A 24341-nucleotide genomic window follows, 5' to 3' on the forward strand; every position below is an offset into this window, starting at 1 on the left:
GCATGACCGACGCTGGCTGCAACTTCCGCGACCCGGCCACAAGACTGACGACTGGTCTGCACCAGCGTGCTGCGCGTTTCGTGGCCCGGTCGGGGAAGTCGCGTCGGCGGGTCCGGCTAGCTCTCGTTGTCGTTCCCGCTCACCCGGATCGGCCCGGTGCCGTCGAGGGTGACCGGCGTGGACGTACACACCATCGTGTCGGCGTCGCAGGACTTCACGCTCGTGCCGTCCACGACCAGCAACCGTCCGGTCGCCGACCAGCCGAACGCGCCGTACGCGAGTCTCGCCGTCGTCGTCGCCCCGCTCGCGAGGTCCTGGATCCGGGTGCTCCGCCCCTCATAGCTGCACGCGCCGTCCTCGTCGCACATCCCCATCGGCGCCAGAAGCAGGTGGGTGCCGTCCGTCGACAGCCGTGGCCACCGGACCATCCCCGCCTCGGGGTCGTAGCGGTAGGTCTTGACGGCCCGGCCGCTGGGGAGGTCGACGACGCTGACCGTGCCGTCGGCGTCGCTCGAGACGATGTCGCGACCCGCTCTGACCTCCGGCATGTGCGTCGGGATCGTGGTGGTCGTGACCGCGCCGGTGCGCCAGGCGACGTCCAGCAGGGTGCCGTCGACGCCGACGTAGACGTGATCACCGCTCAGCGAGACCGGCGGGGCGACCCAGCCGCCCCACGTGAAGGCTCCCGTGACCGGGATCTCGCGCACGGTGCTGCCGTCACGGACGTCGCGGATCACGACCTTCCAGTGCCGGTCGTCGCTGCCCTGGTCGGCGTAGGCGAGGTAGGGCAGGGTCGGGTCGGTCCCGGGTACGCGGTCGCCGAGGCTGAGCTTGAAGTCGGTGAGGGTGCCGTCGGGGCGCGCCAGCCAGTAGTTGGAGTCCGGGGCGTCGGTGTAGGGAGACGCGCCGACCCTCACGAGGGTGCCGGCCGAGGTGTAGTACATCGCCTTCACCTGGCCGGGGACCGTCGCGCTGGCGCCCGTGCCGAGGTGGATCGTCGAGCCCTGCGCCACCGCCCACTCGCTGGTGACGGGCGCTGTCGCCGGGTCGAGCACCACCGCAGCCTGGTCGTGGCCGTGGGTGAGCTGGGCCAGTGAGCCGGCCGCGATGATCGCGACGGCCGCGGCCGAGACGAGGGCGGTCCGACGGCGGCGTACGCGCTTGCGGCCCCTGGCCAGGACGGTGGCGGCCGGCGGCGACGGGATGGTCAGTGAGTCGGCCTCGTCGTGCAGCAGCATGCTCAGGTGCTCAGTCATGGAGGGCTCCTTCGGGCAGGACGGCGTCGCCCAGGAGGCGGCGCAGCTTGGTCAGGGCGGCGGAGGTCTGGCTCTTGACCGTGCCGGCGGTGCAGTCGAGCAGCGCTGCGGTCTGCTCCACGCTCAGGTCCTCGTAGAAGCGCAGAGCGACGACGGCGCGCTGGCGTGGCGGCAGTGCCCGCATCGCGTCGAGGACGGTCGGTCGATCGGACGGATCGGCGCCCGGTGTCGGACGCGGTTCGGGCAGGTCGTCCGAGGCGATCTCCCGCCGCCACGACGCCTTGCGGAACAGTGTGCGGGCCTCGTTGAGAAGCGTCGTACGGGCGTAGCCGTGGGCGGCCGCCGCCTCCCGGATGCGAGGCCAGGCGACGTAGGTCTTCGTCAGCGCCGTCTGGGTCAGGTCCTCGGCCGCGGCGTGCTCGCCGAGGAGGAGGTACGCCGTCCGGTACAGCGGTCTCCAGGCGTCGTCGACGAACGCGCTGAACTGCTCGTCGGTGGGTCTGCGGCTCATCCACACTCCCTGTCTCGGTGGTCACCATGACAGATGCGGCGGGGTCGGGTTCGGTTGGTCGCGAATCCTGCACACGTGCCGCGAGACGACCTGCAGGAGGCGCCGGAGGAGGTCGAAGCCGCCACCTGTGCGGCGGGTCAGTCGAGCGCGATCCAGTAGCGGCGGGTGCCGTCGCGGACGTCCTCCATCACGCCGCCGTGCGACTCGATGGTGCGCGCCGAGGCCTCGTTGTCGTCGTCGCAGGTGACCAGGGCCCGCTCGACGCCCAGGTCCCGCAGCGCGTCGAGGCCGAGCCCGAGCGCCCGGCCCGCGTGCCCCTCGCGACGACGGGAGGGTCGGACGCCGTACCCGATGTGGCCGCCGCGGTCGAGCAGGAACTCGTTGAGGGTGTGCCGCATGTGGAGGAAGCCGACCAGGGCGCCCTCGTCGTCGGTGATCCAGAACTGGGTGGCGTGCACCTTGCCGTCGGGCACCGGCCGGGAGGTGTCCATGAAGCGGGTCGAGGCGATGACGTGCTGGGTCAGACCCTCCTCGGTGATCCCGGCCTCGACCTCCCACAGCCCGCTCCCGTGGGGCATGTCGGTCTCGGTCATCAGCTCGGCGCAGAGCGAGCGCCAGTCCTCGAAGCGGGTCAGGTCGGGAAGGATCAGCCGAGTCATGGCCCGACCCTAGGGGTGGGCGACGCCCGTGCGCCTCGGGGTTTCCGCCTCGACCGCCTCGACCGCGTCGAGCGCCGTATCGAGCGCCGGGGCGGTCTCGAGCGTCGAGCCCGGGAGCAGGAGCCGCGCCCGGTCGGCGTCGAGCTTGCACGAGCGCCGCGTGAGCCGGCCCTCGAGCAGGGCGCGGGCCTCGGCCGTACGTCCCGACCGCTGCTCGCACAGCAGCAGCGACTCCTCGATCACCTCGCGCTGGGCGGCCGAGCCGCCCACCGTGACCAGCCGGGGCAGCACCTCGCCGAGGATCCCGGCGGCGTCGTCCCAGCGATCCTCGGTGGTCGCGACGAGCGCGTCGACGATGGGCGCGACGACCTCGCGGGTCGGTGCCTCGGCGGCATCGCGACACCACCCGGCCAGCCGGACGAGCCGGTCGTGGTCGCCGGTCGCGGCGATCGCGAGCGCTGCGTGCAACGCGATGAACGGCGTGCCCGGCCGGTCGAGCAGCTCCGCGCCGACCGCCGCGAGCACCGGCTCGATGGGCGGCGGGTCGGACTCGGCCGGGTCCCAGGCGGGAAGGGTGATCCGCCAGCGCCACAGCAGCGAGGCGGAGTCGACGAGCGCGCGCACGCCGGTCACCGCCGGCGGCGCCAGCTGCGAGTAGTAGCGGGCGCGGACGGCCTCGGTGTCGCCGAGCGCGAGCTCGTGCAATGCGGCGTGCCAGGAGAAGTGCGCCCGGTGGCTGGCGGAGCGGCCGCTGGCCGCGACCCAGTGGTCGAGCCACTCCCGGCCGGTCTCGTGCTGCCCGGTCTCGTAGAACACGTGGGTCAGCGCGTGGACGGCGTGGCCCGAGGACGGCTCGCAGGAGAGCGCGCTCTCCGCGAGCAGCCCGGCCTCCTCGTACCGGCCCTGGTCCTGGCGGATGAAGGCGAGCAGCGAGATGTACCACCAGTGGTCGCCGTAGGCGGGCGCGAGCTGCTCGACCAGCTCCCACGCCTCCTGCTGGACGTCGATCAGGCCGGAGAAGGCGATCGTCGGCACCGCCGCCGAGACCGCGAGGACGTCGCGCGGGTGCTCGGCGATGTGGCTCCGCAGGGCGAGCGCACCTTCGTGCCGGGCGTCGCGCACCCGCTGGGCGACGACCTCGACGAAGCTGCGCTCCCGGTCGTCGCCTCGTCGCCGCGCCGCCCGCTGGGCGGCCGCGAGGGAGGCCTTCACGTCGGCGTCGGCGCCGGCCTCGTGCCCGAGCATCGCCAGGGCCGCGTGGGCGATCGCGAAGTCCGGGTCGAGGCGGGTCGCCTCGCGGATCAGGTCCTCGCCTCCGGACTGCAGTCGCATCACCCGCTCCAGGCCGGCGTTGTAGGCGGCCGCCGCCTCCGCCGTCGTCGACAGCGGCAGGCCGAGCGGGTCGCGCGGCCGGGCGGCCGGGTGGTTGCCGGGGACGACGGTGCCGTCGGCGAGACGGCGGGGGAGCGGCGCGACCGTGTCGAGGACAGCGGTGGCCAGGGCCAGGGCCTGGGTGCGGATCTCCGGCACGGCGGTCGACTCCCACAGCTCGCCCTTGCGCAGCGCGCCGAGCGTCCACAGCGGGGCGGCGGTCGAGCCGAGCTCGTCGACGAGTCGGCCGTGGTCGGTCCGTACGCCCATGCCCGCGGAGGCGAGGGTGGCGAGCGCACCCCCCTTGCGATCGCGCAGGAGGTCGTCCAGGAGCGGATTGCCCAGGGTGCTGATGTCGAGCCGCGGACCGGTGCAGTTGACCACCCAGCCCACGTCGAGGACCCGGCCGTCGGTGAGGGTGACCCGGAGGCCGCCGCGCGGCAGCGGCTCGGCGCTGCTGACCTCGCCGGTCAGCTGGTCGAGGCGCCCGGCGCGGGTGAGCTCGCGGATCACGACGTCGCTGGACGGCGCCATCCGGTGCCGGACGACGTTCCACTCGCCGGCGTCGGCGCGGAGGAACGCGGCCCGGTCCGCCTCGTCGAGCCGGCCCCACAGGGTGGAGAGCTGGAAGCGCAGGCCGTCGACGGCCGGTCGCCAGTCGCCGCTGCTCTGCCACACGCCGTGGAGGTGCTCGCGGGTCCGCTCGCGGATGTCGGCGAGGGTGTCTCCCCAGTCCGTGACGTCCGGGATCGCGGCCGGCTTCAGCGCGGGGGCGTGGGCGTGGGGGAGGCGGCCGGATCGGGAGACCGCATGCAGGGTCCGGTCCTCGCGGACGTCGGGGCCGGTGAGACTGAGGACGAGGTCGACCATGGTCAGCCCGGCGCCGACGAGGAGCACGTCGGCGGGACCGGTGCGGTCGCGGCGGACGACGTCGATGGCGCCCGGCGCCCAGGGGTCGCCGACGAAGAAGGGCGATGCGGCCAGCTCCTGGGGCGCCCAGTGATGGCCCGCCGCGGGGAGGCCGGTGGCGACGATGACGGCCTGACAGGGGATCTCCTGGCCGTCCGAGGTGGTGACGGCGGCCCCGCAGGTGTCACGACGTACGGCCACGGCACGGCTGCGGCGGTGCTCCACGGTGACCTCGCCGCCCGCCTGGCGTACGGCCTCGGAGAGGGTCTCGTCGAGGTAGCGCGCCCACTCCCGACGCGGGGCGAAGACGTAGCCGTCCGGCGAGCCGCCGTTGCGGCGACGCCAGGCGACGAAGTGGGTCGGGTCCTCGGGCAGCGCGCTCATCCCGGACGCGGGCACGTTGAGCAGGTGCTGGTCGTCGGTGGTGCCGAACGCGGTGCCGCGGGCCCAGCGGTCCGCCGGGTCGACGAGCACGATCTCGACGGCGGTGGAGCGCCGGCCCGCCTCGCGCGTCAGGTGCAGGGCGCTCAGCGCACCTGCCGCCCCCGCGCCGACGATGACGATGCGTTGCTTGTGTGTGCCGGTCGCTCGGGCCATGGGTCACCCTCCCAGTAAGTCGAGTAAGTCACACGACTATATCCACCTAGTGGGCGGAAGAGTGACATCCACGCGGTCCGGCGCGCCCGGCGGCGCTCCCACGAGCGCGGAGGGGCACCCGCGTCGTCGACCTCCCGTACTCGCCTAGACTCCTGCTCATGCCTGAACTCTCCCGTGACGAGGTGCGCCACCTGGCCGACCTCGCCCGGATCGACCTGAGCGACGCCGAGCTGGAGCACCTCGCTCCGCAGCTCAACGTGATCCTCGAGTCGGTCGCCTCGATCCAGGGCGTGGCCGGCCCCGATGTGCCCGCGACGTCCCACCCCATCCCGATGACCAACGTCTTCCGCGAGGACGTCGTGGTGCCGGGCCTGACGCCGCAGCAGGCGCTCGCCGCCGCGCCGGCGCAGGAGGACGACAAGTTCTCCGTCCCGCGGATCCTGGGGGACGAGCAGTGACCGGCCGTCGACGGAGCCGAGCGAGGAACGAGCGAGCGACCGAGGTGGCCCGATGAGCAGCTGGATCCACAAGAGCGCCGCCGAGCAGGCCGCCGCCCTCGCCGCCGGCGAGGTGACCTCGGTCGAGCTGACCCAGGCGCACCTCGACCAGATCGCCGCCACCGACGGTGACCTCCACGCCTTCCTGCACGTCGACGCCGAGGGCGCGCTCGCCCAGGCGGCGGCCTCCGACGCGCGTCGCGCCGCGGGCCAGCCGCTGCACGAGCTCGACGGCGTCCCGATCGCGATCAAGGACGTGCTGGCCACCGAGGGCCTGCCGACCACGGCCGGCTCCAAGATCCTCGAGGGCTGGGTGCCGCCGTACGACGGCACCGTGACCGCCAAGCTTCGGGCTGCCGGGTTGCCCATCTTGGGCAAGACCAACATGGACGAGTTCGCCATGGGCTCGAGCACCGAGAACAGCGCGTACGGCCCGACGAGGAACCCGTGGGGCCTCGACCGGATCCCGGGCGGCTCCGGCGGCGGCTCGGCCGCGGCGGTCGGCGCCTTCCAGGCCCCGCTCGCGATCGGCTCCGACACCGGCGGCTCGATCCGCCAGCCCGGCGCCATGACCGGCACTGTCGGCGTGAAGCCCACCTACGGCTCCGTGAGCCGCTATGGCGTGATCGCGCTGGCCAACTCGCTCGACCAGCTCGGCCCCTGCACCCGCACGGTCCTCGACTCGGCGCTGCTGCACGAGCTGATCGGCGGCCACGACCCGCGTGACTCGACCTCGGTCCCGAACCCGGTCACCGGTCTCGCCGACGCCGCCCGTGCCGGTGCCGGACGCGACCTGTCCGGCCTGAAGGTCGGGATCGTCAAGGAGCTGCAGGGCGACGCGTGGAACACCGACGTCGTCGAGCGCTTCGACGAGTCGATCGCGATCCTGCGGGACCTCGGTGCTGACATCAGGGAGGTCTCGCTGCCCAGCTTCGTGCACGCGATGGCCGCCTATTACCTGATCCTCCCGGCGGAGTGCTCCTCCAACCTCGCGAAGTTCGACGCGATGCGGTACGGCCTGCGGGTCACCCCGGAGGGCTCGCCGAGCGCCGAGGAGGTCATGAAGGTCTCGCGCGACGCCGGCTTCGGCAACGAGGTCAAGCGCCGCATCATCATCGGCACGTACGCCCTCTCGAGCGGCTACTACGACGCCTTCTACGGCCAGGCCCAGAAGATCCGCACGCTGATCATCGAGGACTTCAAGAAGGCGTTCGAGCAGGTCGACGTGTTGGTCTCGCCGACGGCGCCGAGCACCGCGTGGCCGATCGGTGAGAAGGCCGACGACCCGCTGGCGATGTACCTGCAGGACCTTGCCACCATCCCGGCGAACCTCGCCGGCGTGCCGGGCATCTCGATCCCGTCCGGCGTCTCGTCCGCCGACGGGCTGCCGACCGGCATCCAGTTCCTCGCGCCGGTGCTCGAGGACGCCCGCCTCTACCGGGTCGGAGCGGCCCTGGAGAGCGCGCTGTTCGAGCGCTGGGGCGGCCCCATCGTTCCCCCGGCGTACGCCCCGAAGGGAGCCAACTGACCATGAGTGACGTCCTGATCGACTTCGACGAGGTGCTCGAGAGCTTCGACCCCGCGATGGGCCTCGAGGTCCACGTCGAGCTCAATACGAACACCAAGATGTTCTGCGGCTGCCCGACCGCCTTCGGCGGGGAGCCCAACACCCAGGTCTGCCCGACCTGCCTCGGCCTGCCCGGCGCCATGCCGGTCGTTAACGCCAAGGCGGTCGAGTCGGCGATCCGGATCGGTCTCGCGCTCAACTGCGAGATCGCACAGTGGTGCCGCTTCGCGCGGAAGAACTACTTCTACCCGGACATGCCGAAGAACTTCCAGACCAGCCAGTACGACGAGCCGATCGCGTTCGAGGGCTACCTCGACGTGGAAGTGCGGGATGAGGCGGGTGAGACCTCGATTCACAGGATCGAGATCGAGCGCGCGCACATGGAGGAGGACACCGGCAAGGCCACCCACGTGGGCGGCGCGACGGGTCGCATCCACGGTGCCGACTACTCGCTGATCGACTACAACCGCGCCGGCATCCCGCTGATCGAGATCGTCACCAAGCCGATCCTGAACACGGGTGCGAAGGCGCCGCTGGTGGCCAAGGCGTACGTCTCCGCGCTGCGCGACCTGATCAAGGCGCTCGGCGTCTCCGACGTCCGGATGGACCAGGGCTCGATGCGCTGCGACGTCAACCTGTCGCTGGCCCCGAAGGGCCCGGAGAACGCTGGGAAACTCGGCACCCGCTCGGAGACCAAGAACGTCAACTCGCTGCGCTCGGTGGAGCGCGCGGTGCGCTTCGAGATGTCACGCCACGCCGGCATCCTGCTCGGCGGCGGCTCGGTGCTGCAGGAGACCCGTCACTTCCACGAGGCCGACGGCACCACCTCGTCGGGCCGGGAGAAGTCGGACGCCGAGGACTACCGCTACTTCCCGGAGCCCGACCTGGTCCCGGTCGCGCCGTCGCGCGAGTGGGTCGAGGAGCTGCGGGGGACCCTGCCGGAGAACCCGGCCGAGCGCCGTACCCGCCTGCAGGCCGACTGGGGCTTCACCGACCTGGAGATGCGCGACGCGATCAACGCCGACGCGATCGACCTCATCGAGGAGACCGTCGCGGCCGGCGCGGCTCCGCAGGCCGCCCGCAAGTGGTGGCTCTCGGAGATCTCGCGCCGCGCCAACGAGGCCGGCGTCGAGCTGTCAGCGGCCGGCGTCTCCCCGGCTCAGGTCGCCGAGGTGCAGAAGCTGATCGACGAGGGCACCCTCAACGACAAGCTCGCGCGCCAGGTCTTCGACGGCCTCTTCGCCGGCGAGGGCACGGCCGCCGAGATCATCGAGAAGCGCGGCCTCGCGCTCGTCTCCGACGACGGCCCGCTGCTGGCCGCCATCGAGGAGGCGCTCGCCGCCCAGCCCGACATCGCCGACAAGATCCGCGGCGGCAACCACAAGGCGGCCGGCGCCATCGTCGGCGCGGTGATGAAGGCGACCCGCGGCCAGGCCGACGCCGCCCGGGTGCAGCAGCTGATCGTCGAGAAGCTCAGCTGACGGCGGTCGGTCCAGCAAGGTATGTAGCCGAACCCGCACTTCCCACGGTGAGTTCCACCCGGGAAGTGCGGGTTCCTCTGCATACCTCGACGGACCAGCCGTGGGCCCACCCACGCTCCTGAGGTCGTGACTCGGCACCGGCCGCGTTAGGCTGCGCCGTACTCAAATTCCATACACGCCCGTAGCGGGGGAAGCCGGTGAGACTCCGGCGCTGACCCGCAACCGTGACCCCTTGGGGGAGCCGGAGCACCTGCCACGACGCGTCTTGACCACAACGCTGCCGAGGTACGCAGCGGGTCGGCTCCCGGTCCTCGGACCCGGTCCACCCGTCGCTAGCAGCGGGAAGGACCCATGCACAAGCTCGTCCGGCGCTCCAGCGCCCTGGCCGCCGCGGCGCTCGCCGCGGGCGCCCTTACTCTTCCGGCCGGCTCGGCCCAGGCGAAGGCCCCGACGGTGGCCGCCGTCGCCTCCACCGCCGCCTCGCTCACGGCGGGAGGCTCGTGGCTCGCCACCGAGCTCGCCGCCGGCGCCTGGGGCTCGACCTACGACGGCACCTTCTACCCGGACATGGGCTCGGTGATCGACGCCGGCTACGCCGCGCGCGCCGCGGGCAAGAGCGCCGCGGTGCTCAAGGCCGGCAACACCCTCGCGGTGCCGGCCAACGCCGACTCCTACGTCGGCACCGGCGGCGAGCACTACGCCGGCCCGACCGCCAAGGCGCTCGCGTTCCAGCAGCACCTCGGCCGGTCCAGCACGCTCGCGTCGCACAACCTTCTCGCCGACCTGGAGTCGATGGTCACCGCGACCGGCCGCATCCAGGACAGCTCGGCGTACGGTGACTACGCGAACACCATCGGTCAGTCGTTCGCCGCCGAGGCGCTGCACGCCGCGGGGAGCAGCAAGGCCGCCGCGGCCACCAGCTTCCTGCTCACCCAGCAGTGCAAGGCCGGTTGGTTCCGGCTCTACTTCACCGATGTCACCCCCGCCGCGACGGGTCCCGACGACTACCCGCTGCACGCGCAGTCGGACGCCGCCTGCGACACCGACTCTGCCGCGACGGCCGACACCGACGTGACCGCGTACGCCATCCTCAACCTGCTCGACCAGCGCTCGACGCCGGCCGTGTCCGCCGCGATCGCCAAGGCGCTCGGCTGGCTCGAGGCCGCCCAGAAGTCGGACGGGTCGTTCATCGGCGGCATCAGCACCGCCACCTCGAACGCCGACAGCACCGGCCTCGCGGGCTGGGCGCTCGGTGCCGCGGGTGACAAGCCCGCTGCCGCGAAGGCGGCGAGCTGGGTCTACCGCCACCAGGTGCACAGCGGTCCCGACGCCGGGGCCGTCGCGTACGACGATGCCGCACTCAAGGCCGTCACCGCCAAGGGCATCGACGACACCGTGATCGGCCAGTGGCGTACGGCCACGGCGCAGGCACTGCCCTCGCTCGCGTATCTGCCGGTCACCAAGATCGCCGCCAAGCCGGCCAAGAGCGCCCACCACGGCACGGTCGGCGTGAAGGTCACCGTCGGTGGCAAGCCGTTCACCGGGAAGGTCACCGTCAAGGTCGGCAAGAAGAAGCTGACCGCCAAGGTCCGCAAGGGCGTTCTCAGCCTGAAGTCCGCGAAGGTCTTCCGCGGCAAGAAGAAGGTCCGCGCCACGATCTGGTTCAAGGGCTCCAGCACGGTCGCGCCGTTCAGCAAGACCCTCGTGCTCAAGGCCGCGAAGCGCTGATGCTCTCCACCCTGCGATCGGTCGTCGCCGCGGCTGTCCTGGCAACAGGGCTGGCCGTGGCGGCGATCGCCGTACCCGCCGCTGCGCCGGCGTCGGCCGCGGCCTGCGGTGACGCCCGGGGCGTCACCGTGGTGGTCGACCCGCAGCAGCTCGGCGGCGGGGCTCAGGAGGTCTGCGATGCCTCCGGCGCCGGCCGGACCGCGAGCGCGATCTTCGAGGAGTCCGGGTTCCACCAGAGCTACGCAGTCAACGGCGGGATGGTCTGCCGGGTCAACGGCGTGCCCGCCAGCGACCCGTGCCGCAACGACCCGCCCGCCACCGCCTACTGGAGCCTGTGGTGGTCCGACGGCACCACCGGCTGGGTGTACGCCAGCCTCGGCGCCGGCTCGCTGAAGATCCCGGCCGGCGGCTCGGTCGCCTGGTCCTGGCAGGGGCAGAGCGCCAGGAACCTGCCGAGCATCGCCCCGGCAGCGCACGCGGCTGCCCCCACCACACCTGACACTTCCGCGAAGGCGAAGCCGTCCACCAAGGCCCAGTCCACCCAGGCCCAGTCCACGCCGGCTCGCCCGGCCAAGGTCACGCAGAAGGCCCAACAGACGGCCCAGCAGACGGCCCAGCAGACGGTCGTCCCGACGACCACCTCCGACCCCACGGCGTCGGCCACGGCCACGCCGAGCGCGGGCGCTTCCACGCCGGCCGCCAAGCGCACGAAGCACGCCGCGAGCGTGACGGCCTCCGCCTCTGTCTCGGCGAGCGCTGCGGTGGGCTCGGCCACGCCGACTCCGACCCCGTCCGTTCCTGCAGACTCGACGCTCACAGGTGCAAACTCGGTGGGATCTTCTGCAGACTCGGGCCTGCCGGGTTGGGTCGCGCCCGCCATCATCGCCGCGCTCGCGGTCGCTGCTGGTGGGATCACGCTGGCTCGTCGCCGGATGCGCTGACCGGTACGACATGGCGCGACCGGCACGCGACCTCCACCCGATCGCCTGGTGGCTCTGGGCGATCGGGCTGGCGACGTACGCCTCTCAGACCACCAACCCGTACCTGCTCCTGCTGCTGATCGGGGTGGCGTCGCTCGTGGTGAGCGCGCGCCGCTCCGATCAGCCGTGGGCGCGCACCTTCCGGCTCTACCTCGTGGCCGGCGCGTTCATCGTGGCGATCCGGGTCGGCTTCCGGATCCTGCTCGGCAGCGGCTTCGGCGGCACCGTGATCCTCGACCTGCCGCAGATCCCGTTGCCCGGCTGGGTGCTGGGGATCACGCTCCTCGGGCCGGTGACGCGCGAGTCGCTGCTCGCCGGGCTCTACGACGGCCTGCGACTGGCCACCATCGTCATCGCGGTCGGTGCGGCCAACGCGCTGGCCAACCCCAAGCGGCTGCTCCGCTCGATGCCCAGTGCGCTGTACGAGGTCGGCACCGCGGTCGTCGTCGCGGTGAGCGTGCTGCCCCAGCTGGCCGAGAGCGCGCAGCGGGTCCGCCGGGCCCAGCGGCTGCGCGCGGGTGAGGCGGGTCGCCGCGGCCGTCTGCGGCGCTTCGTCGTCCCCGTGCTCGAGGACGCGCTCGAGCGCTCGCTCACCCTCGCCGCAGGCATGGACACCCGCGGGTACGGCCGCTCCGGCGCCGCCACTCCCGGCGAGCGCAGGACGACCGGCGCCCTGCTGATCGTCGGCCTGCTCGGCGTCTGCGCCGGGGCCTACGCGTTGCTCGACCAGACCTTCCTCGGTGGCTCCTGGACGCTGTCCGTCGGGGGTGGGCACGCCGCCCACATCGGCCGGGGCGCGGTCGTGCTGTTCCTCGGCGTCGCGGTCTGCGTCACCGGGATGGTGGCGGCAGGGCGCCGCGTCGGCCGTACGGTCTATCGACCCGACCCGTGGCGCTGGCCGGAGACCGCCGTGGCACTGGCCGGCGTCAGCGTCGGCGGCATCGGGACGTGGGTCGCGCAGCACCAGTACGCCATCGCGTCTCCCGACCTCGGTCTCGCCCCGCAGATCAGCCTGGTCGCGCTGGTCGGTGTCCTCATCGGCCTCCTCCCGGCCGTGATCGCCCCCGCCCCGCGTCGCATCGGGGCCAGCGCCCCGCGGGAGGCCCGCGCGCTGCAGGCGGTCGCATGAACCCGCTGCTGGAGCTCCGCGGCATCAGTGTCATCCTCCCCGAGCGGGAGCGGCCGGTGCTGGAGCGCGTCGACCTCACGATCGAGGAGGGCGAGCTCGTCCTGGTCTCCGGCCCCACCGGGGCCGGGAAGTCGACCCTGCTCGGCGTGATCAGCGGCCTGGTCCCGCGCTTCAGCGGCGGCAGCCTGGCCGGCGACGTCCTCCTCGAGGGGCGCTCGATCGTCGCGGACCCGCCGCGTGAGCGGGCCGCCGAGATCGGGTATGTCGGCCAGGACCCGGCCGCGGGCTTCGTCACCGACACCGTCGAGGAGGAGCTCGCGTACGGCATGGAGCAGCTCGGCCTGCCGCCCGCGACGATGCGCCGTCGTGTCGAGGAGACCCTCGACCTGCTCGGCATCGCCGAGCTGCGCGACCGGGACCTGCGCAGCCTCAGCGGCGGCCAGCAGCAGCGGGTCGCGATCGGCTCGGTGCTGACGATGCACCCGCGCCTGCTGGTCCTCGACGAGCCCACCTCGGCGCTCGACCCGACCGCCGCCGAGGACGTCCTCGCCACGCTCACCCGGCTGGTCCACGACCTCGGCGTCAGCGTCCTGCTCGCCGAGCACCGGCTTGAGCGGGTGGTGCCGTTCGCGGACCGGATCGCGCTGCTGACCGGTGCCGGCGGCCTCACCGTGGGGGAGCCGGCCGACATCCTGGCCGAGTCCCCGGTGGTGCCCCCGCTGGTCGCGCTGGGTCGCGCGCTCGGGTGGGACCCGCTGCCGTTGACCGTACGAGACGCCCGGCGCCGCGCCCGCGGGCTGGACCTCGCCTCCCCGGACCTCGCCTCCCCGGACGTCGCCTCCCCGGACGTCGAGCCTGTCGAGACGTCTCGACAGGCTCGACGTCCGGCCGGAGCTCCCCCGATCCAGACGCTCTCGGCTACGAAGGTCGCCGTCACACGTGGGGCGAGCACCGTCCTCGAGCGGGTCTCCCTGGATCTCCACGCCGGCTCGATCACCGCCCTGATGGGACGCAACGGCTCCGGCAAGTCGACCCTGCTGTGGACGATGCAGGGCAGTCAGAAGCGCGCCGGCGGCGCCATCGCTGTCGCCGGCCAGGACCCCGCCAGGCTCAGCGCCGACCAGCGGCGCGCCCACGTCGGGCTGCTGCCGCAGACCGCCGCAGACCTGCTCTACCTGGAGACGGTGGGCGAGGAGTGCGCCGCCGGCGGCTCGCGGGCCCGCGGCATCCTCGACCGGCTCGTCCCGGGCATCCCCGACGACCGTCACCCGCGCGACCTGTCCGAGGGACAGCGGCTGGCGCTCGCGCTCAGCCTGGTGCTGGCCGCCGACCCGCCGGTCCTGCTGCTCGACGAGCCGACCCGCGGCCTCGACTACGCCGCCAAGCAGGCCCTCGCCACGATCCTGCGCGAGCAGGCCGAGGCCGGCCGCGCCGTGCTGGTCGCGACCCACGACGTCGAGTTCACCGCCCAGGTCGCGGACGGCGTGGTCGTCCTGGCCGACGGCGAGATCGTCTCCGACGGCCCGGTGCGCGACGTGGTCGCCGAGTCGCCCTCCTTCGCCCCGCAGGTGATGAAGGTGGTCGGCACCCCCTGGCTCCTGGTCGACGAGGTGGTCGCCGCGCTGGCGGACGGGCAGCCGCGGCCATGATCCGGATGACATCGCGTTCGGTCGTGATCCTGACGATCGCCAGTGCGATCGGCCTGATCACGCTGTTCTGGCCGCTGCTGCTCAACGACCCGTCCAGCACGCAGGTGCAGCCGCCGTTCGTCTTCCTCGCGCTGCTGCCGGTGGTGGTGGCCGTGGTCCTGGCCGAGCTCTCCCAGGGCGGGCTCGATCCACGGGTGCTGGCGATCCTCGGCGTGCTGACCGCCATCGACGCGGTGCTGCGCGGGATCTCGGCCGGCACCGGAGGCGTCGAGCTGGTCTTCTTCCTGATCATCCTCGGCGGCCGGGTCTACGGCCCGGCGTTCGGCTTCGTCCTCGGCTGTACGAGCCTGTTCGTCAGCGCGCTCGTCACGGCCGGGGTCGGCCCCTGGCTGCCGTACCAGATGCTCTGCTCGGCCTGGATCGGCCTGGGGGCCGGGCTGCTGCCGCGTGCGCGTGGCAGGGCGGAGATCGCCCTGCTCGCCGGGTACGGCGTGGTCGTCTCCTACCTCTACGGCCTCCTGCTGAATCTGCAGGGCTGGCCGCTGCTCGCCGGCGTCGCGATCCCGGGACACCACGAGCAGCTCGCCTTCGACCCGGCCGCGACCCTGGGCACCAACCTGGTGACGTTCGCTCGGTACACCCTGATCACCTCGACCACCAGCTACGACACCGTGCGCGCGATCACCACGGCGGTCGCGATCGTGCTGCTCGGCGCGGCGGTGCTCACGCCGCTGCGACGGGCCGCGCGGCGCGCGAGCCTCGCCGGCGAGGTGGGCGCGGTCGACGCTGTACCGGACGTCGTCAGGCCGGACGTCGTCAGCGGTTAGCCGCGCCGGTCGTCTCGGCTGGCAGCCGGCCGAGGAACTCCAGCAGCAGCCGGTGCACCCGCTCGGGCTGCTCCATCTGCACGAAGTGGGTGCCGTGCAGCTGAACGTAGCGCCCGTTCTGCACCCGCTCGGCGGCACTGGCCATGTGACGGGCACCGGCCAGCATGTCCCAGCTGCCGCCGACGAAGACTGCCGGCACCTTGATCCGGCGCAGCGAGACGCGGCCGTGCACGGAGGTGCGGATGGCGAGGTGGAAGTACCACTCGATCGGGGTGCGGAGGAACTCTCGCAGCGCGAGGGCAGCCAGCTCCGGGTCCGGGACGGTGAAGATCAGGCCGGTATGCGCGAGCGCCTCGATCGTGCGCCCGCCGATGGGCAGTCGCGACATCAACGGGGTGATGGCCCGACCGGTCGTCCGCAGGATCCGCGAGGTGCCGACCGTGAGGGCGCGCGCGACGGGGCGCGGCAGGTGGAACGGCGCGAGCATGGTGGAGAAGGTGTCGCCCGGGACGCCGGCGACGGCGAAGAGCCCGGCGACCCGCTCGGGGTGCTGGGCGGCGAGCTCGAACATGATGTTCACCCCGATCGACCAGCCCATCACCGCGGGCCGGGTGAGACCGAAGTGGTCCATCACCGAGAGCGCGTCCTCGACGAACTGCTGCACGCCGACGTCCTCGTGGTCGAGCGGACGATCCGACCCGGAGGTGCCGCGATGCGACCAGGAGACCACCCGGACGCCGCAGCCGGTGCTCAGCAGCGCCGGCCAGGTCCACGGAGAGGTGCCGAGGCCGTTGCAGAGCAGCACGGTCGGCCCGTCGATGACCCCGTCCGGGTCGTTGGTCCAGGCGCGCAGCAGCGTGCCGTCGTCCGAGAGGACGTCGCGGAAGGCGACCGAGGACTCGGCTGCGGCGCGCGGGATCGTCATGGGCTGATTGTTCCCCAGCATGGCGCCGGCGTGGAGCGGCGCTGCTGTGGGATCGCTCACCGGGCGGTGGTGGTCCGCTCCGCGCGCTGCCGCGGCATGGCGATGGTCTGGACGACCGGCACGTGGCCGTGCTCGGTCAGGAACTGGTCGACCTCCTCGCGCTCGGCGCGGCGCACGGCGAGGGCGGCCTGGGCGGCGAAGGCGTTGTGGCGGGCCTGGCGGACGGAGTCGATCGGCCAGCGCAGCGGCTTGGTGATTGCTCGGGGCAGCACGAGGAACGGAGACATCGCGAACTCCCGGAAGGCCGGTATGAGTGGGGACGACCTCCACCGTACGAGGCATTCACCGATCGCGGGAGGGTGTCCGCATGACTGATTCTTCAACAGCGGGCGACGCCGGGATGGACACCGGTGGGGGCGGGTGATCTGAGGCCCGGCCGGGTCAGGCAGGAGTCAGGGCGCCATCAGGTGATCGGCTCCGGGCCCCAGTCCCGGGTCGCGCCGACCGACGCGACGATGACGCAGACCAGAGCCAGCCACTGCACCGCAGAGAGGGTCTCGCGCAGCACCACCCAGCCGGCGAGGGCCGCCGCAGCCGGCTCGAGGCTCATCAGGATCCCGAAGACAGCCGGTCGCAGCGAGCGCAGCGCGACCAGCTCACAGCTGTACGGGATCACCGAGCTCAGCAGCCCGACGAGCGCGCCCAGCAGCAGGATCCGGCCCTCGCCGAGGTCGCCCGCGTGGGTCATCGCGAGCGGGGTCAGGACGACGGCGGCGACGGTCGAGGCGACGGCCAGCCCGTCCATCCCCGGCCAGTGCGCGCCGGTCGACCGGCTCAGCAGGATGTACGCCGCCCATGCGGTCCCGGCCAGCAGCGCGAAGCCCACCCCCGCAGCGGTGAGGTCGCCAGGCTCGAGGCCGAGCAGCAGCACGCCCCCGCCGGCGAGCGCGACCCAGACCAGGTCGCGCAACCGGCGCGAACCGGCCACCGCGAGAGTCAGCGGCCCGACGAACTCCAGCGTCACCGCGATCCCCAGCGGGATCCGCGCGAAGGACTGGTAGATCGCCCAGTTCATCGTGCCGAGCGCCAGCCCGAACCCGAGCACGACGAGCCAGTCCTGCCGGCTCCGGCCGCGCAGTCGTGGCCGCACCCAGGCCAGCAGCACCAGCGACGAGGTCGCCAGCCGCAGCCACGCCAGCGTGGTCGGGTCGACCGAGTCGAAGAGGGACTTGGCGATGCCGGCCCCGAACTGCACCGACACGATCCCGACCAGCACCAACAGGATCGGCGAGGGAACCGGTCGGTGCGGGGGTGCTGACAAGGACGAGGTCACGGGAGCAGGCTAGGGATCATGACGACGCAGCTGATGGTCGGCACCCGCAAGGGGCTGTGGCTGGGTGAGTCCGACGAGGCCCGTACGACCTGGAGCTTCGACGGACCGCACTTCGACGTCGAGGAGGTCTACTCCTCGATGGTCGACCGTCGAGGCGGCCGGACCCGGTTGCTGGCGGGCTGCTCGAGCCTGTGGCTCGGGCCGGTGGTGCGACGCAGCGACGACGGCGGCGCGACCTGGCAGGAGGCGTCGGTGACGTTCCCCGACGACATCGACGCGAGCGTCGCCCGGGTCTGGCAGCTGGTGCCCGGTGCCGACGACCGCACGGTCTGGGCGGGCACCGAGCCGGGTGCCGTCTTCCGCTCGGAAGACGGGGGCGAGAGCTTCGGCCTGGTCCGAGGGCTGTGGGACCACCCGCACCGCCCCCAGTGGAACGCCGGCTTCGGTGGCCAGGCCTTCCACACGATCCTGCCGCACCCGACCGATGCCGGCTCGGTGACGGTGGCGATCTCGACCGGCGGCGTCTACCAGACCCACGACGGCGGCGAGACCTGGGAGCCGCGCAACCACGGGATCCAGGCCGGCTTCCTGCCCGAGGGCCAGCAGTACCCCGAGTTCGGCCAGTGCGTGCACAAGGTCGCCCGGCACCCGTCGCGCCCCGAGCGGCTCTACCTGCAGAACCACGGCGGGGTCTACCGCTCCGAGGACGAGGGCGCGCATTGGGTCTCGATCGCCGACGGGCTGCCGACCGACTTCGGCTTCGCGATGGTCGTGCACCCCTACGAGCCGGACACGATCTTCACCTTCCCGATCGGCGCCGGCGACAGCCGCTACCCACCCGAGGCCAAGGCCCGGGTCTGGCGCTCCCGTGATGCGGGGGAGACGTGGGAGCCGCTCGGATCGGGCGACGGGGGCCTGCCCGACCACTTCTACGTCGGGGTGATGCGCGACGCGATGTGCACCGAGGACGCCGGGCCGGATGCCGCGCCGGGGATCTATTTCGGCGCGCGCAACGGCGCGGTGTGGGGCTCGACGGATGCGGGGGAGTCGTGGCACATGCTGGTCTCGGACCTGCCGGACGTGATGGTCGTGAGGGCTTCCGGAAAACAGTGAATTCATTAAACTCCAGCCATGACGAAGACCGTGGTTGTCGGTGTTGACGAGAGCGAGACCGCTGCGAAGGCCGCGCGTACGGCCGCGGAGCTGGCCGACGCCCTGGGCGCGGCCCTGCTGGTGGTGAGCGCCTTCGAGGACGACGAGAAGCAGCCCGAGCCGCCGGCCGACATCGCCCCGATGAGCGTCAACGACATCGCCGTCGAGGTGGCCCAGCGAGTGATCGACGGGCTCCGGAGCGACTTCCCCGGCCTCGAGATGAGCCCGCGGGCCGAGTACGGCAAGGCGGCCAAGGTGCTGGTCAGCGCCGCCGAGGAGGTCGGCGCCGGCGTGATCGTGGTCGGGAACAAGCGGGTGCAGGGCCTCGCGGCCGTCCTGGGCAGCGTGGCACGCGACGTCGCGCACCACTCGCCGTGCGACGTCTACATCGCGCACACGGTCGAGCGCTGAGTCTCGGGGTCGGCACGGTGGTGCCGTCGCCGTAGGCGCTCAGCGGTGGGGCTGCTCGGGGTCGTAGGCCACCGACGCCTCGCCGGTCTCGCCGAGCTCGTGGAACGGGATCGGGTCGGGCACCTGGGACGTGATGGTGCTGCCGTCCGGCCGCTGACCGCCGGTGATCGCCTCGTCGTCGGTGGCACCGCCCGCACGCGGGCCGTGGTGCTCCAGCGAGACCACCAGCGGCGCATCGGGGCCGACGGCGTACTCCTCGCCCCGCACGCTGAGGGTGACCTCGCCCTCCTCGTCCTGCTCCAGGATCGTGATGCTCAGCTCGTCCTGGCCCAGGTCGACCAGGAGCCGCGAGCCGCGCCACAGCACACGGAAGCTCAGGGACGACCAGGCCTCCGGCATCCGGGGGTCGAAGCTGAGCCGGGCGCCGTGGTCGCGCATCCCGCCGAAGCCGAAGGCGAGCGCCGTCCACACCCCACCGGTCGAGGCGACGTGCATGCCGTCGGAGGTGTTGCCGTGCAGATCGCCGAGATCGACGTACAGCGCGTCGTGGAAGTAGCGCAGCGCGGCCTCGTGATAGCCGACCTCGGAGGCGACGATCGACTGCACCACCGCCGAGAGGGTGGAGTCACCGGTGGTGATCGGGTCGTAGTACTCGAAGTCCTTGCGCTTCTCCTGCAGCGAGAAGCGATCGCCCTGCAGGAACAGCGCGAGGACGACGTCGGCCTGCTTCAGCACCTGGAAGCGGTAGATCACCAGCGGGTGGTAGTGCAGCATCAGCGGGCGCAGCGACATCGGCGTGTTGGGCAGGTCCCAGACCTCGCGGTCGAGGAAGAAGTCGTCCTGGGGGTGGATCCCGACGACCTCGTCGTACGGGATGTGCATCCCGGCCGCGCAGCGCGCCCACTCCTCGATCTCCTCCTCGGCCAGGTCGAGACGGGACATCACCCGCCGGTACTCGGCCGGGAAGCGCTCGCGCAACACCCTCAGGGCCGCGACCGCCTGCTCGAGGTTGTAGCGGGCCATCACGTTGGTGAACAGGTTGTTGTTCACGACGGTGGTGTACTCGTCCGGCCCGGTGACCCCGTGGATGTGGAAGGTCGGGTCGCCGTTGTGGCGCCAGAAGCCGAGGTCGGCCCACATCCGGGAGGTCTCGACCAGGATGTCGATGCCCTCGCGCGCCAGGAAGCTGAGGTCGCCGGTGGCGTGGACGTACTTCATCAGGGCATAGCTGATGTCGGCGTCGATGTGCACCTGGGCGGTGCCGGCGGCGTAGTACGCCGAGGCCTCCTCGCCGCTGATCGTGCGCCAGGGGAAGAGCGCCCCCTTCTGGGCCATCTCGCGGGCGCGCTCGCGCGCCTTGGGCAGCATCACCGAGCGGAAGTGGAGCACGTTGCGGGCGATCGCCGGCTGCGTGTAGGCGAGGAACGGCACGACGTAGATCTCGGTGTCCCAGAAGTAGTGCCCCTCGTACCCCGAGCCGGTGACCCCCTTGGCCGGGATGCCCAGGCCGTCGGCGCGGGCGGTGGCCTGGGCGAGGCTGAACAGGTTGAACCGGATGGCCTGCTGCAGCGCTCGTCGCTCCTCCTCGGCACGCTCCCGATCGCCGTCCTCGACGACGGGGGTGCCGATCTCGACGTCGCTCGCCTCCCAGAACCGGTCGAACCAGTCGCGCTGCTCCTCGATCTGACGCGGCACGCCCTGCCGGTCCGCACGGTCCAGGGTGCGGTCGCAGCGGTCGGAGAGCTCGCGCACCGACACCCCACGAGAGGTGTGGTACGTGACGGTCTTCTCGATCCGCATCCGGGTGCCCTGGGTGGCGTCGACGCGATAGACGACCTTCGCCAGGTCGTCCTCGGCACGGCTGACGGCCTCGTGGCTGTCCACCGTCTGGAGCTGGTGGTCGGCGGCGATCGCGATCGTCATCCCCGAGTGGGCGCAGCGGTAGCCGAGCATGAGCCGGCGATCGCTGGCGTAGCTCATCTCCGGCACCAGGACGCGATCGGCGAAGGCCGAGGCCTTGCGCGGATCCACCTGGTCGCCGTGCAGGTGGGTGGCGCTCTGGTACTCGTCACGGCCGTCCTGGCGGTTGATCAGCTGGGAGGAGATCACCACCGGCGCGCTGCCGCTCAGCATGGTGACCTCCAGGGTCAGCACGGCGAGGTGGCGCTGGGTCATCGACACCATCCGGGTCGACTCGATGCGCACCCTCTTGCCTGACGGGGTGCGCCACACCAGGTTGCGGTGCAGGATGCCGTCGTGGAAGTCGAGGTAGCGCTCGTACTCCTCCAGGTCGGCGGTGCCGAACGTCAGCGGCTCGTCGTCCACGTAGATCTTCATGATCTTCGCGTCGGGGACGTTCACGATCGTCTGCCCGGTCCGGGCGAAGCCGAACGCGGCCTCCGCGTGCCGGATCGGCCAGGTCTCGTGGAATCCGTTGACGAAGGTGCCGTGTGCGTAGGAGGGACGGCCCTCCTCGGCGTTCCCGCGCATGCCGAGATAGCCGTTGGCGACCGCGAACAGGGTCTCGGTCACGCCGAGGTCGTCGGGACGGTAGCCCGTCTCGACCAGCCGCCACGGGTCGGCGGGGAAGCGTCCCCGATCGAGCGGGTCGGGGCCGACATCGGTCCTCATGCCACGTCCTCCGGTCCAGGGATCAGGTCGGCGAGATCGTCGATGACCAGCCCGGCCCCGGCGGAGCGGAGCGCGTCGTGGCCGGCCCCGCGGTCGACGCCGACCACGAGGCCGAAGGCGCCGGCCGCGCCCGCCCGTACGCCGGAGACGGCGTCCTCGAGCACCACCGCGTCGGCCGGCTCGCTGCCCAGCCGACGGGCGGCGTACAGGAAGGTGTCCGGCGCAGGCTTGCCGGCCAGGTGCTCACGCTCGGCGACGGCGCCGCTCACCACCACCGCGAAGCGATCGAGTAGGCCGGCCGCCTCCAGCACCGCGGCTGCGTTGGCCGAGGACGAGACGACCGCGAGCGGGGTGCCGAGGTCGCGCAGGTGATCCAGGAACGCCACCGAGCCCGGATACGCCTCGACCCCGTCGCGCTCCAGCACCGCGTTGAACGCATCGTTCTTCCGATTCCCCAGGCCCCGGACCGTGTCCGCCGTCGGCGGATCGTCGGCCTCGCCCTCCGGCAGGGCGATGCCGCGGGCGAGGAGGAAGTCCCGGACCCCGTCGTACCGGGGCTTGCCGTCGACCTGCGCGAAGTAGTCGGCATCGGTGTAGGGAGGCTGCTCGGGTGCGTGGTGGCGCAGGAAGGCGTTGAACATCTCGTCCCATGCCCGCATGTGGACGACGGCGGTGGGGGTCACCACGCCGTCCAGGTCGAAGAGCACGGCGCGGAACCGCGCCCAGTTCTCACGGGCCACCCTGTCAGGCTGACCGTCCGGAGGCGCTGCGTCCAGAGGGTGCGATCGTTCGTCACGCCCTTGTCACCTGACCGTTGCCCGTCCGCGCAGGAGGACGCGCCCGTCGGGAGCGCCCGTGACCGCGTAGCCTTGGAGCATGCCCACGCTTCGCTCAGCCACGTCCACCTCGGGACGCAACATGGCCGGCGCGCGCGCCCTGTGGCGCGCCACCGGCATGACCGACTCCGACTTCGGCAAGCCGATCATCGCGATCGCCAACTCGTTCACCGAGTTCGTGCCCGGTCACGTGCACCTGCGTGACCTCGGCAAGATCGTGGCCGAGCAGGTCAAGGCGGCCGGTGGCGTGGCGAAGGAGTTCAACACGATCGCGGTCGACGACGGCATTGCGATGGGCCACGGCGGCATGCTCTACAGCCTGCCGAGCCGAGAGCTGATCGCCGATGCGGTCGAGTACATGGTCAACGCGCACTGTGCCGACGCGATCGTCTGCATCTCCAACTGCGACAAGATCACTCCGGGCATGCTGCTGGCCGCGCTGCGGCTCAACATCCCGGTCGTCTTCGTCTCCGGCGGCCCGATGGAGGCCGGCAAGACCACCGCGATCGAGGGCCTGGTCCACCCCAAGCTCGACCTCGTCGACGCGATGTCGCTCTCGGCCAACGACCAGGTCAGCGACGAGCTGCTGGACACGATCGAGCGCTCCGCGTGCCCGACCTGTGGCTCCTGCTCGGGCATGTTCACCGCCAACTCGATGAACTGCCTCACCGAGGCGATCGGCCTCTCGCTGCCGGGCAACGGCTCCACGCTGGCCACCCACAGCGCCCGCAAGGCGCTCTTCGAGGAGGCCGGGCGCCTCATCGTCGACCTGTGCAAGCGCTACTACGAGGACGACGACGAGTCGGTCCTGCCGCGTGCGATCGCCAGCCGCGCCGCGTTCGAGAACGCCGTCGCGCTCGACGTGGCGATGGGCGGCTCCACCAACACCGTGCTCCACCTGCTGGCCGCCGCGCGCGAGGCCGAGCTCGACTTCGACGTCCACGACATCGACGCGATCTCGCGCAAGGTTCCGTGCCTGTCGAAGGTCGCCCCCAACAGCCCGAAGTTCCACATGGAGGACGTCCACCGCGCCGGTGGCATCCCCGCGCTGCTGGGCGAGCTGCGCCGCGGCGGCGCCCTGCACGAGGACGTCCACTCGGTCCACTCCGCCGACCTCGACGAGTGGCTCGGCGCATGGGACATCCGCGGCGAGTCGCCGTCCGAGCAGGCCCTCGAGCTGTTCCATGCCGCCCCGGGCGGCGTCCGCACCACCGAGGCGTTCTCGACCGACAACCGCTGGGCGACCCTCGACACCGATGCCGCCGAGGGTTGCATCCGCGACTTCGAGCACGCCTACACCGCCGATGGCGGCCTGGCGATCCTGACCGGCAACCTCGCGGCCGACGGCTGCGTGGTCAAGACCGCCGGCGTCCCGGAGGAGATCTGGACCTTCACCGGCAAGGCGATCGTGTTCGAGTCCCAGGACGACGCGGTGCAGGGGATCTTGTCGAAGAAGGTCGAGGAGGGCCACGTCGTGGTCATCCGGTACGAGGGCCCGAAGGGCGGCCCCGGCATGCAGGAGATGCTCTACCCGACCTCCTTCCTCAAGGGCCGCGGCCTCGGCCAGAAGTGCGCACTGATCACCGACGGCCGCTTCTCCGGTGGCACGTCCGGGCTCTCCATCGGTCACGTCTCCCCGGAGGCGGCCGGCGGTGGCCTGATCGCGCTGATCGAGGACGGCGACACCATCGTGATCGACATCCCCAACCGCAACATCCACCTCGACGTCGACGATCACGAGCTCTTCGAGCGTCGCCTGCGTCAGGAGAAGCGGGAGAAGCCGTACACCCCGCTCGACCGCCAGCGCCCGGTCTCGGCCGCGCTGCGGGCGTACGCGTCGATGGCGACCGCCGCCTCCGACGGCGCGTACCGTCGCGTTCCCGAGTGATCGG

20 protein-coding genes and 1 riboswitch are annotated in these 24341 nt (G+C 72.1%); of the genes, 11 read left to right on the forward strand and 9 right to left on the reverse strand.

The annotated features are described in order from the left end of the window. Positions 1-116 precede the first annotated feature (116 nt). The 4 genes from ACZ5L9_RS11945 to ACZ5L9_RS11960 all read right to left on the reverse strand — a co-directional run bounded on the left by ACZ5L9_RS11945 (position 117) and on the right by ACZ5L9_RS11960 (position 5303). The gene (locus ACZ5L9_RS11945; protein WP_464527924.1) at positions 117-1256 is read right to left on the reverse strand and encodes a hypothetical protein; all 1140 of its coding nucleotides are present in this window, start codon (positions 1254-1256) and stop codon (positions 117-119) included. After that, on the reverse strand, positions 1249-1767 hold the full coding sequence (locus ACZ5L9_RS11950; protein ID WP_464527926.1) for a SigE family RNA polymerase sigma factor: 519 nt from the start codon (positions 1765-1767) through the stop codon (positions 1249-1251). The genes ACZ5L9_RS11945 and ACZ5L9_RS11950 overlap by 8 nt, the downstream gene beginning before the upstream one ends. Positions 1768-1904: 137 nt before the next feature. After that, positions 1905-2426 carry a GNAT family N-acetyltransferase gene (locus ACZ5L9_RS11955; RefSeq protein WP_464527927.1) on the reverse strand — a complete coding sequence of 174 codons (522 nt, stop codon included), beginning with the start codon at positions 2424-2426 and terminating at the stop codon, positions 1905-1907. Between the two features lie 9 nt (positions 2427-2435). Next, entirely contained in the window at positions 2436-5303 is a 2868-nt protein-coding gene (locus tag ACZ5L9_RS11960; protein ID WP_464527928.1) for an FAD/NAD(P)-binding protein, read from the reverse strand. A 158-nt stretch (positions 5304-5461) separates the two neighbouring features. On the opposite strand from ACZ5L9_RS11960, the gene gatC reads away from it, so the two are divergent. From gatC to ACZ5L9_RS12000, 8 genes are all read left to right on the forward strand, one after another. Beyond that, on the forward strand, positions 5462-5761 hold the full coding sequence (gatC, locus tag ACZ5L9_RS11965) for an Asp-tRNA(Asn)/Glu-tRNA(Gln) amidotransferase subunit GatC (protein ID WP_225286388.1): 300 nt from the start codon (positions 5462-5464) through the stop codon (positions 5759-5761). Positions 5762-5813: 52 nt separating this feature from the next. Then, entirely contained in the window at positions 5814-7328 is a 1515-nt protein-coding gene (gene gatA / locus ACZ5L9_RS11970) for an Asp-tRNA(Asn)/Glu-tRNA(Gln) amidotransferase subunit GatA (RefSeq protein WP_464527929.1), read from the forward strand. Between the two features lie 2 nt (positions 7329-7330). Next, on the forward strand, positions 7331-8848 hold the full coding sequence (gene gatB / locus ACZ5L9_RS11975; protein ID WP_464527930.1) for an Asp-tRNA(Asn)/Glu-tRNA(Gln) amidotransferase subunit GatB: 1518 nt from the start codon (positions 7331-7333) through the stop codon (positions 8846-8848). Positions 8849-8980: 132 nt separating this feature from the next. Further along, a riboswitch (cobalamin riboswitch) is annotated at positions 8981-9120 on the forward strand. A gap of 79 nt (positions 9121-9199) precedes the next feature. Beyond that, complete coding sequence (locus ACZ5L9_RS11980; protein ID WP_464527931.1) at positions 9200-10576, forward strand: hypothetical protein; 1377 nt, start codon at positions 9200-9202, stop codon at positions 10574-10576. Next, the gene (locus ACZ5L9_RS11985; protein WP_464527932.1) at positions 10576-11517 is read left to right on the forward strand and encodes a hypothetical protein; all 942 of its coding nucleotides are present in this window, start codon (positions 10576-10578) and stop codon (positions 11515-11517) included. Before ACZ5L9_RS11980 ends, ACZ5L9_RS11985 begins: the two co-directional genes overlap by 1 nt. Before the next feature lie 10 nt (positions 11518-11527). Continuing rightward, the gene (locus ACZ5L9_RS11990; RefSeq protein WP_464527934.1) at positions 11528-12685 is read left to right on the forward strand and encodes an energy-coupling factor transporter transmembrane component T; all 1158 of its coding nucleotides are present in this window, start codon (positions 11528-11530) and stop codon (positions 12683-12685) included. After that, complete coding sequence (locus ACZ5L9_RS11995) at positions 12682-14334, forward strand: ABC transporter ATP-binding protein (protein WP_464527936.1); 1653 nt, start codon at positions 12682-12684, stop codon at positions 14332-14334. The genes ACZ5L9_RS11990 and ACZ5L9_RS11995 overlap by 4 nt, the downstream gene beginning before the upstream one ends. Before the next feature lie 5 nt (positions 14335-14339). Beyond that, positions 14340-15161 (forward strand): ECF transporter S component, encoded by an 822-nt coding sequence (locus ACZ5L9_RS12000; RefSeq protein WP_464527938.1) that lies wholly within the window; start codon positions 14340-14342, stop codon positions 15159-15161. Here ACZ5L9_RS12000 and ACZ5L9_RS12005 read toward each other — a convergent pair. The 3 genes from ACZ5L9_RS12005 to ACZ5L9_RS12015 form a co-directional block, all read right to left on the reverse strand. After that, positions 15151-16086, reverse strand: a complete 936-nt coding sequence (locus tag ACZ5L9_RS12005) for an alpha/beta fold hydrolase (protein ID WP_464527939.1) — start codon at positions 16084-16086, stop codon at positions 15151-15153. The genes ACZ5L9_RS12000 and ACZ5L9_RS12005 overlap by 11 nt on opposite strands. A gap of 56 nt (positions 16087-16142) precedes the next feature. Continuing rightward, positions 16143-16373, reverse strand: coding sequence for a hypothetical protein (locus ACZ5L9_RS12010; protein ID WP_464527941.1), 231 nt, complete (start codon positions 16371-16373; stop codon positions 16143-16145). Between the two features lie 176 nt (positions 16374-16549). Beyond that, positions 16550-17419 carry an EamA family transporter gene (locus ACZ5L9_RS12015; protein ID WP_464527943.1) on the reverse strand — a complete coding sequence of 290 codons (870 nt, stop codon included), beginning with the start codon at positions 17417-17419 and terminating at the stop codon, positions 16550-16552. Between the two features lie 18 nt (positions 17420-17437). On the opposite strand from ACZ5L9_RS12015, the gene ACZ5L9_RS12020 reads away from it, so the two are divergent. Continuing rightward, the gene (locus ACZ5L9_RS12020) at positions 17438-18532 is read left to right on the forward strand and encodes a WD40/YVTN/BNR-like repeat-containing protein (RefSeq protein WP_464527945.1); all 1095 of its coding nucleotides are present in this window, start codon (positions 17438-17440) and stop codon (positions 18530-18532) included. Between the two features lie 18 nt (positions 18533-18550). Then, positions 18551-18982, forward strand: coding sequence for a universal stress protein (locus ACZ5L9_RS12025; protein ID WP_464527948.1), 432 nt, complete (start codon positions 18551-18553; stop codon positions 18980-18982). 39 nt (positions 18983-19021) lie between these two features. On the opposite strand, the gene ACZ5L9_RS12030 is transcribed toward ACZ5L9_RS12025, so the two are convergent. Both ACZ5L9_RS12030 and ACZ5L9_RS12035 read right to left on the reverse strand, forming a co-directional pair. Beyond that, positions 19022-21613, reverse strand: a complete 2592-nt coding sequence (locus tag ACZ5L9_RS12030) for a glycoside hydrolase family 65 protein (protein WP_464527951.1) — start codon at positions 21611-21613, stop codon at positions 19022-19024. Further along, on the reverse strand, positions 21610-22353 hold the full coding sequence (locus ACZ5L9_RS12035; protein ID WP_464527953.1) for an HAD family hydrolase: 744 nt from the start codon (positions 22351-22353) through the stop codon (positions 21610-21612). Before ACZ5L9_RS12035 ends, ACZ5L9_RS12030 begins: the two co-directional genes overlap by 4 nt. Positions 22354-22489: 136 nt before the next feature. Between ACZ5L9_RS12035 and ilvD the strand changes: the two genes are divergently transcribed. After that, entirely contained in the window at positions 22490-24337 is a 1848-nt protein-coding gene (ilvD, locus tag ACZ5L9_RS12040; protein WP_464527955.1) for a dihydroxy-acid dehydratase, read from the forward strand. The last annotated feature ends 4 nt before the right edge of the window (positions 24338-24341 follow it).

It is taken from the genome of Nocardioides sp. JCM 18998 (assembly GCF_055391535.1).